This is a genomic window from Peptoniphilus sp. (assembly GCF_050943655.1).
In the GTDB taxonomy this organism is placed as follows: Bacteria; Bacillota; Clostridia; order Tissierellales; family Peptoniphilaceae; genus Peptoniphilus_A.
In genome coordinates this window covers 80,971-89,748 of sequence record NZ_JBMNPQ010000001.1, presented here as the reverse complement: position 1 = coordinate 89,748, position 8,778 = coordinate 80,971, and the positions used below count along the sequence as shown (strand labels likewise).

Here is an 8,778-nt window from a genome sequence, read left to right as displayed (position 1 = left end):
AAGTTGTTATACTGCTCTTTTCTTAACTCTATTATGTCTTTTAGTCTTTCTTCTATATATAGGTACTTGTTTTGTGTCTCATCTACTGCTCTTTTTAATTCTTCTTTTGATATTTTTACTGTTATAAGTGAATGTTCTATATTTAGCGGCACTTTATTTTCTTCTATTATCTGTATTTTTCTAATTCCTGCATCTTTTATTCTTTTATCTTCAAATAAGAGCAAGTCAAATTTAATTGCTTGCTCTTTTAATTCTTCTATATTGTCATAGGGATACAGTGAGTATTCTCCCACTTCTTTTAATATTTCTTCTATTCCTATTCGATAGATGTCGTTTTTAATTTGTAATGCTATTTTTTTAGTCATTTAGTGCCTTTACACTTTCTCTTTCGATGATTTGTGCTGGCAGTGTTACATTTTCTTTGAAACTTGTGTCTTTGTCTGTGATGCTCTTTAGTATCTTTCTTATTGATACTGCTCCAATGTCGTAATATGGAATCTTTACTGTTGTTAGTTTTGGTCTATATATTTCTGATATTGTTGTTCCACCAAATCCTGTTACTGATACGTCATCTGGTGTTTTTATCTTGTTATCTAGAAGTATATTCATTACATTTATTGCGAGTGTGTCAAATGTTGTAAATATTGCTGTTATGTTTTTGTCTTTTATTGTTTTTAGGATTTCGCCACTCATTTCTTCTAATGCTTCTTGTGACAAGTCCTCTACGAAGAGTTCTGTTGTTTGTAGATTCTTCTCTTCCATTGCTCTACTATATCCAGAGACTTTTTGTTTTTCATAAGTTCTGTCGTAGTCGCGTCTTACTGAAAGTGCCATTATGTTTTTGTGGCCTTTTTCTATTAATGTCTTAGTCATGTCATAACTTGCTTTTTCGTAGTCGATGTTTGCTCTAAATTTTTCTATTTCATAGAAGTTACTTATTATTACGTATGGAATTTTACTTTCTTCCAATTTATATTCAAGTTTTGGATTATGTAGGTTTGATATTACGATAATTCCTTCAACTTGTTTTTGTGATAGTAAGTTTGCAAACTTAACTTCTGTATCCATATCTCCATATGAACTTGAAAGCAGAATGTCGTATTTATACATTCTTCCTACTTCTTCTACTCCTCTAAGTATTTGAGATACGAAGTTTGATCCAATATCTTCTACTATAACTCCAATTAGGTTTGATTTTTTTGTTACAAGGCTTCTTGCAACTTCATTTGGTTTGTAGTCTAGTACTTCTATTGCGTGCAGTACTCTTCTTCTGGCCTCGGGGCTTACAGGTTTTGAGTCATTTATTACTCTTGATACTGTGGATATTGAGACGTCAGCCATTTTTGCTACATCTTTAATAGTTGATGCCATTTTATTTCCTCCTTCTTTTTCTCATATACCGTAAATAAATTCAAATGGATTTACAAAATCGTTTACAACATATGAATTTATATTATTTTTCTATTGGTTTTCTACTCTTCATATTATACTACAGAAATATTCTGTGTAAATCATATCTTTAGCTTTAAAACTTTTATTTAAAAAAAGGGCGAAACATCTCCGCCCTTGTTGTTTATTTTAAGAATACTTCTTTTAAAGTTTTTATTACTTCTTTAAATATATAAAAGTAATCTATGGCATTATCTGATGTCAAAGAAATTGTCTTTGCTGTATCAGAAATCACATCAGTTATATCACTTACTGCATTTGAAACTTTGTAAGTTGTGTTGTCAACTTCGCGAGTTATTCCATTAACAGTATCAGATACTGACCCAACTGCCTGCATAGTTTTTTCGACTTCAGGTTTTATGGTCTTTACCATGTCATCTGCATCTTTAGTTATTGAATTTACGCTTACAGAAATATCTTTTGCATTGTCCATTAGCGCCGGCACAGTTTTAATTGTGTGATCTATTTCACCTTGGTTCTTTTCAATTAGTGCATTTATGTTTTTTAAAACTTTGTGCACATTTAATAGAACTAGAAATAGTGAAATTAGGGCTGCTATACCAGCTAGATATAATAGAAAACTTAAAAAGTCAGCCAATGTAAATACTTGATTCATAAATAGCCTCCTTATTAGTTTTTCTTAGCTTCTTTTTCTACCTTTTTAGATGTATCTTTTACTGTTTCTTTGATGTTTTTTGAAGATTTGTCGATATCTTTTTTAGCATCTTTTGCTGAATCTTTTAAATCTTCTTTAGCGTCTTTTGCAGTTTCTTTTACGCCTTCTGCAGCTTCATCAACATCTTCTTTGATATCTTCTGCTCCAGATTTTATTACATCGCCAATAGCTTCAGCTTTTGCTTTTGCTACTTCTACATCTTCATCAAATTCTGCTTTTTTGTTGATTGCAGCTTCTTTTAAGTCATTGTAAGTTTTTTTAGCTTGTTCGCCAGCAAGGTATGCTTTAAACTCTACAGAGTCTCTTGCATCAAGTGCTGCTTCTCTTGCTTGATCAGCTGCTTCTTTTGATTTTTCTACGATTTCTTCACGAGTTTTTTTACCTTCTTGAGGTGCAAATAAAATACCACCAATTGCTCCAAGTGCAATACCTGTTGCAATTTTTCCAGCTTCTTTTACTCTTCTTTTTCTAACTGCCTCAAGTCTTTTTTCTTCTAAATAATCAAATAATCCCATAATCATTCTCCTTTTCATATAAGTCTAGTGTCACGCTAAACGCGTCTAATGCGTTTTCATGTAACATTTCTACCCAAGGATTTACAAAATATTCACAGACGTAAAAAAAAGGAATAAAAAAAGGTAAAATCCGCGGTGCCGTTGGCTCTATTAATTCAGACCCGCCCTAAAATTAAGGTGGGTAACTTGTTAACGTCTTCTGACTTCCACTCTATGGAGGCTTGTCATATCAAGCTAAACTCGGTTTCCCGTGTCTGATTTGTCGGTTGAATTAATAAAAACAGGTTCGAACACAGCAGGTCTTACCTACATCAATTATATAACAATTGTTTTCTTTAATCAAGAAATGCGCCTTTGTAAAATAAAAAGTCTAGAGGTTTTTTTGCATAAAGCTCTAATTCTTCATTTGTCCTAATCTTTTTAATCTTCATCATGTAACAGTGAAGGGCTTGTCTATCTATTAAATTAGACTTTCCTCCATAAAGCTCATCGCCTACAATAGGGTGTCCTATTGATTTAAGATGCACTCTTATCTGATGAGTCCTTCCAGTAAAAAGTCTAACATCAAGAAGGGTAAAGCCACCCCATCTGCTTATGACTTTATAAGAAGTTTTAGAATACTGTCCGTTTACAAAGTTTACTTCTCGCCTTATGCCATCAAGGGATTTTGCAATTGGCTTTTCGATTACTCCCTCGTCTTCGTCCAAATAACCGTGAACTATTGCAAGATATTTTTTTATCACATCGTCCTCATACTGCTTTGAAATATTTGCGTGTGCGTGTGAATTCTTTGCAACGATTACTATGCCCGATGTGTCTCTATCGAGTCTATTGGCAAATCTTGCCTTTCTCTTTAGTGAGATATCTTCAAAATGACCCAATACATAATTTAGAAGCGTGCCATCTACGTCATCTTTAGCTGTATGAGTAACCATATAGGGAGGTTTATTCACAACTAAAAGGTCGTCATCTTCATAGATAATATCAAGATCCATGTGCTCAACTAATGCGTTGGGCTCTTCGTCTAAAATTTTTACAGATAGTATATCATTTATGTTTAATTTTTTATTCTTTTGTAAATTTTTACCATTTAAATATATTAACCTCTCGCGAACGGCTCTTCTTATGAATCTTTGGGAAAATCCCCTATCTTTTAAAAAGTCGTTTGTCAAAGTTTTTTTATCAACTTTAAAGTTAAAAAAATCTCTTGTATTTAATATGTACATTTTCATACCTCTAGTCAATATCATTTCACTGGTTTATAATATATATAAGCGAGAAAAAAATCAAGGGGGTATGACCTTGTCTTCAAAAATTATAAATATACTATCCAATGCAAATTTTGAATCTAAAAAAACTGCCAACGCCTTATCCGATGTGTTAACAGAACACGGATACAAGCCCTTTAATGGATTTAACAAAAATGCCGAGCTGTGCGTATGTGTAGGCGGTGACGGTTCTTTTATTAAGGCCATTCACAACAACAACTTCCCCGAGATGCCTTTTGTGGGAATTAATACAGGTCACTTGGGATTTTATCAAGAGATTAAACCAAGTGAGATTGACAAATTCGTAATGGACTACAAGGACAACAATTTTGAGATTCAAGAGATTAAAGTTTTAAGGATAGACGTATACACAAAAAATAAAGTTTATAAATTTAATGCCATAAACGAGACGGTCCTAAAGGCTGCTCATTCAAAGACAATTCACATGAACGTCTTTATCGACAGAAATCACGTCGAAAAGTTCTCTGGTGATGGTATTTTAGTTTCAACACCAACTGGTTCGACTGCCTATAACTTCTCCACTGGAGGATCAATTGTATTTCCGACTCTTCACGTCTTGCAGATGACTCCAATATCACCTGTTAGCTCATCTGCTTATAGGTCAATCCAGTCGTCTTTAATTGTTCCAGGCGGTCACACAATTTCTCTTGTTCCAGAGAAGAGATACAAGGACTCTAACCTCCTACTCGTCGACGGAAACGAATATTTTTTCAACAATTTACACCGAGTAAATGTTAGGCTTTCAAATAAATGTATCAAAAAGCTTATTTTTTCAAACAACTCTTATTGGGACAATATTAAAGATAAGTTTCTATAATGGACGTGCACGGCACGTTCTTTTTTTGCAATTAAAAAGAGACGTCTGTGCGCCTCTTAATAAAAATCTTCTTCCGATTCTTTTTTCTTCTTTGATTTTTTGTAAATATCCTCAAATTCTCTCTCGTCCCCAGTGAAATTATCCTCGTTTAGTCTTCTCTCAGGTTCAAGAGGAATAATAAGAGCCATAGCAATGTAGACCCAAATGCTAAGTCCTCCTGGGATTATTAAAAGAAAAGTTATAACTCTTACAATTGTAGAGTCGATACCAAAGTACTTGGCAATACCTCCGCAAACACCTGCAATCATCCTGTCGTCTCTTGACCTATAAAGTTTTTTCAATACCATCACCTCGGTTTATTCTTTAAATATTTACCCGAGAGAAAATTCTTTATTCAATGAGCCTTTAAAATAAAAAACGTGGAGCCAAAGCCCCACGCACTTATTCAAGAACTGCTAAAAGTTCTCCACTTTCAACATCTTCGTTTTCTTTAATATAAACTGATTTTATTTTTCCAGATGCATTGGCAACTATGCTTGTCTCCATCTTCATAGCCTCTGCAATGAAAAGTGTGTCGCCTTTTTTAACTTCGTCGCCCTCTTTAATTAAAACTTTTACGATTTTGCCTGGAATTGATGATCCGATTTCTTTTTCATTAGATGGATCTGCATAAATTTTTTCGTCTACATTTGCTGAAATATTTTTTACAGTTTCATCCTTAATATTTATAGTTCTTCTTGAACCGTTAATTTCAAAAGTTAGGTTTCTAGTTCCATCTTCTAGAAGTTTTCCAATTTCTATTAGAGTTACGATTAGAGTCTTTCCTTCTTCAATTTCAATTTCAGAAGTTTCGCCTTCCATAAGTCCGTGGAAGAATACATCTGAACCCATCCTTGTAACTTCGCCATTTTCTTTAATATAGTCGATGTAATCGTCAAAAACTTTTGGATAAAGTGCAGATGAAATTAAATCTCTCTCTTCTGGTTCAATACCCTTATCTTCCAAATGTTTCTTGATTGCGTCAAAGTCTTCATCTTCTAAAAGTTCACCTGGACGAGTTGTAATTGGCACCTCACCCTTTAATACCATCTTTTGAAGCTCTTTAGGAAAACCTCCATAAGGCTGACCCATCATACCTCTAAAGTAAGTCATTACTGAGTCTGGATAGTCTAGGTTCTTGCCCTTTGTCAAAATATTTTCTGGAGTAAGTTCATTTTGTACCATAAATATTGCAAAGTCACCCACCATCTTTGATGAAGGTGTAACTTTTACAATGTCTCCAACCATTTCGTTGACGTTTTTGTACATTTCTTTAACTTCTTTAAACTTGTGACCAAGTCCAAAAGATTCAACTTGTGGCTTTAAGTTAGAGTATTGTCCGCCAGGAATTTCGTATTTATAAATTTCTGTTGATCCTGATTTTAAATCAGATTCAAAGTTTGCATAAACTGGTCTAACTGCTGCCCAGTATTTTGAAATCTCCTCTGCCTTGTCAAGATCTATTCCAGTTTCTCTATCTGTATTTTCAAGTGCTGCAACGACTGAGTTAAGTGCAGGCTGAGAAGTAAGCCCACTCATTGAGTTTACTGCAGTGTCAACTATATCAACACCAGCTTCAGCTGCATTTAAAATTGTCGCAACGCCGTTACCTGTTGTGTCATGTGTGTGAAGGTGAATTGGAATTGAAATTTCATCTTTCAAAGCCTTGATTAACTTCTTAGCTGCATAAGGTTTTAAAAGTGAAGACATATCCTTTATTCCAATAATATGCGCACCAGTTTTTTCAAGTTCTTTTGCGAAGTTTACATAATACTCTAAAGAATATTTATCTCTATATTCATCTAAGATATCGCCAGTGTAGCACATTGTTGCTTCTGCAATTTTGCCGTTTTTTAAAACTTCATCGATTGAAAGTTGCATTCCTGGAAGCCAGTTTAGTGAGTCGAAAATTCTAAACACGTCGATGCCTTCCTTAGAAGATTCTTTTATAAATTTTTTGACAACATTATCTGGATAGTTTTTGTAACCAACTGTGTTGTTTCCACGAATTAACATTTGAAGGAGCATGTTTGGCATTTTTTCACGCAAAATTCTTAGTCTTTCCCATGGATCTTCGTGTAGGAATCTGTAGCAAACATCAAATGTTGCACCTCCCCACATTTCAACAGAGAAGAGCTCTTTCATGTTGTAGTTTTCTGCCTCTGCAATTTTAATTAAATCTTTTGATCTCATTCTAGTTGCCATAAGTGACTGATGAGCATCCCTCATAGTTGTATCAGTAAGAAGAAGTCTCTTTTCGTTTAATACATAATCCTTAAGGCCGTCTGGACCTTTTTCTTCAAAAATTTGCTTCATGCCTTTAAAGTTTTCTCTTTCAAACTCAGGCACCTTTGGCACGTCGAAGTTTTTAGGTAGAGTGTTTGGGTCATTTACAATTCTGTTTCCCAAAATTCTCATGAGCCTTAGCTCTTTATCTTTTGAACTTTGAATTTCAAAAAGTTCTGGGTGTGATTCTATAAAACCAGTGTCGCAGGTTCCGTGCAAAAATTCTTCTGTATTTAAAACATTTAACAAAAATCCAATATTTGTCTTTACTCCACCAATTTTTAGCTCGCTTAGACTTCTCTTTGCCTTTCTAATTGTGTCTTCCCATGTCCTTGCATGAGTTATAACCTTTACTAGTAGAGAGTCGTAATATGGTGAAATTACAGCACCAGTAAAGCCGTTTCCTCCGTCAAGACGCACCCCAAAACCTGAAGAAGATCTGTATAAATTGATGTGACCAGTGTCCGGCATAAAGTTGTTTAGCGGATCTTCTGTAGTTACACGACACTGAATTGAATAGCCGTTCATCTTGATGTCATCTTGTGACTTAATTCCAATCTCATCGCTATCTAGCGGATAGCCCATTGCAATTAAAATTTGTGACTGAACAATATCTATGTCTGTACACATTTCTGTAACTGTGTGTTCAACTTGAACTCTTGGGTTTACCTCGATGAAGAAGTGATTTAGGTCTGAGTCCACTAAAAATTCAACAGTTCCCGCGTTGGAATAGCCAATTGAATTTGCAATCTTAAGTGCGTCGTTACAAATATCTTCACGAACTTTTTTAGGAAGTGAGAATGCAGGAGTGTATTCAATTACCTTTTGGTGTCTTCTTTGAATTGAACAGTCCCTTTCAAAAAGGTGAACCACATTTCCATGTTCGTCTCCCAAAATTTGAACCTCAATGTGTTTTGGTTTATTTAGATATTTTTCGATAAACATTGAGTCGTCGCCAAATGCTTTTTTTGCCTCACTCTTTGCTGATCTAAACTTTTCAATCAAATCATCTTCAGTCTCAACAATACGCATTCCACGTCCACCGCCGCCGGCAGCTGCCTTAATCATCACAGGGTATCCTGCCATTTTCGCAAACTTTTTGGCCTCTTCTTCAGATTGAATTGGCTTTTCGATTCCAGGAATAGTGGCAACGCCCGCTTCTTTTGCAACGATTTTTGATGTGATTTTATCTCCGAGCTTTCTCATTACATCTGACTTTGGTCCAATAAAAGTGATGCCCTCTTCTTCGCACTTGCGTGCAAACTCAGGATTTTCTGACAAGAATCCGTAACCTGGGTGAATTGCATCGACACCCTTATTCTTTGCCAAATTAATAATCTCGTCAATGTCGAGATAAGCCTCAAGCGGTGACTTGTCCTTACCAATTAAATAGGACTCATCTGCCTTAGTCCTAAAAAGAGAAAGACTGTCCTCTTCAGAATAAATCGCAACAGATCTTATGCCAAGCTCACGACAAGCCCTAAAAACTCTAATGGCAATCTCGCCACGATTTGCAACTAAAATACGTTTAAATTTTCGCATACTTTTCCTCCCTACTGGTTTAAAGTAAAATATTTATGAATAATTATATACCATATTTCAGATTATGTGTAGTGATATGACAAAATAAATAAATATGACGGTATAATAAATAAAAACTAAAGGTTACATCAAGTAATAAGCTCATCTTTATCGCCTTATAAAATT

Annotated in this window: 7 protein-coding genes, 1 other RNA gene and 1 pseudogene; 1 reads left to right on the top strand and 8 read right to left on the bottom strand. The window is 34.7% G+C overall.

Annotation, left to right across the window (positions count from 1 at the left end):
• From ACOX6R_RS00365 to ACOX6R_RS00340, 6 genes and pseudogenes are all read right to left on the bottom strand, one after another.
• Nucleotides 1–365, bottom strand: a pseudogene (locus tag ACOX6R_RS00365) (hypothetical protein); the annotation flags it as partial.
• The gene (locus ACOX6R_RS00360; protein ID WP_433446059.1) at nt 358–1,371 is read right to left on the bottom strand and encodes a LacI family DNA-binding transcriptional regulator; all 1,014 of its coding nucleotides are present in this window, start codon (nt 1,369–1,371) and stop codon (nt 358–360) included. The pseudogene ACOX6R_RS00365 and the gene ACOX6R_RS00360, both read right to left, overlap by 8 nt.
• A 202-nt stretch (nt 1,372–1,573) precedes the next feature.
• Entirely contained in the window at nt 1,574–2,065 is a 492-nt protein-coding gene (locus tag ACOX6R_RS00355; protein ID WP_433446057.1) for a hypothetical protein, read from the bottom strand.
• Between the two features lie 14 nt (nt 2,066–2,079).
• Nucleotides 2,080–2,640, bottom strand: coding sequence for a YtxH domain-containing protein (locus ACOX6R_RS00350; protein ID WP_433446055.1), 561 nt, complete (start codon nt 2,638–2,640; stop codon nt 2,080–2,082).
• A gap of 123 nt (nt 2,641–2,763) precedes the next feature.
• Nucleotides 2,764–2,945, bottom strand: a non-coding RNA gene (gene ssrS, locus ACOX6R_RS00345) — 6S RNA.
• A 30-nt stretch (nt 2,946–2,975) separates the two neighbouring features.
• Nucleotides 2,976–3,866, bottom strand: coding sequence for an RluA family pseudouridine synthase (locus ACOX6R_RS00340; protein WP_433446053.1), 891 nt, complete (start codon nt 3,864–3,866; stop codon nt 2,976–2,978).
• Nucleotides 3,867–3,936: 70 nt separating this feature from the next.
• Between ACOX6R_RS00340 and ACOX6R_RS00335 the strand changes: the two genes are divergently transcribed.
• On the top strand, nt 3,937–4,746 hold the full coding sequence (locus tag ACOX6R_RS00335; RefSeq protein WP_433446051.1) for an NAD(+)/NADH kinase: 810 nt from the start codon (nt 3,937–3,939) through the stop codon (nt 4,744–4,746).
• Nucleotides 4,747–4,802: 56 nt separating this feature from the next.
• Here the strand turns inward: ACOX6R_RS00335 and ACOX6R_RS00330 are convergent, their stop codons facing one another.
• Both ACOX6R_RS00330 and ACOX6R_RS00325 read right to left on the bottom strand, forming a co-directional pair.
• Nucleotides 4,803–5,093 (bottom strand): PspC domain-containing protein, encoded by a 291-nt coding sequence (locus ACOX6R_RS00330; protein ID WP_433446063.1) that lies wholly within the window; start codon nt 5,091–5,093, stop codon nt 4,803–4,805.
• Between the two features lie 94 nt (nt 5,094–5,187).
• Nucleotides 5,188–8,613: a pyruvate carboxylase gene (locus ACOX6R_RS00325; RefSeq protein WP_433446049.1), complete on the bottom strand. Its 3,426-nt coding sequence runs from the start codon at nt 8,611–8,613 to the stop codon at nt 5,188–5,190.
• Between the last annotated feature and the right edge of the window lie 165 nt (nt 8,614–8,778).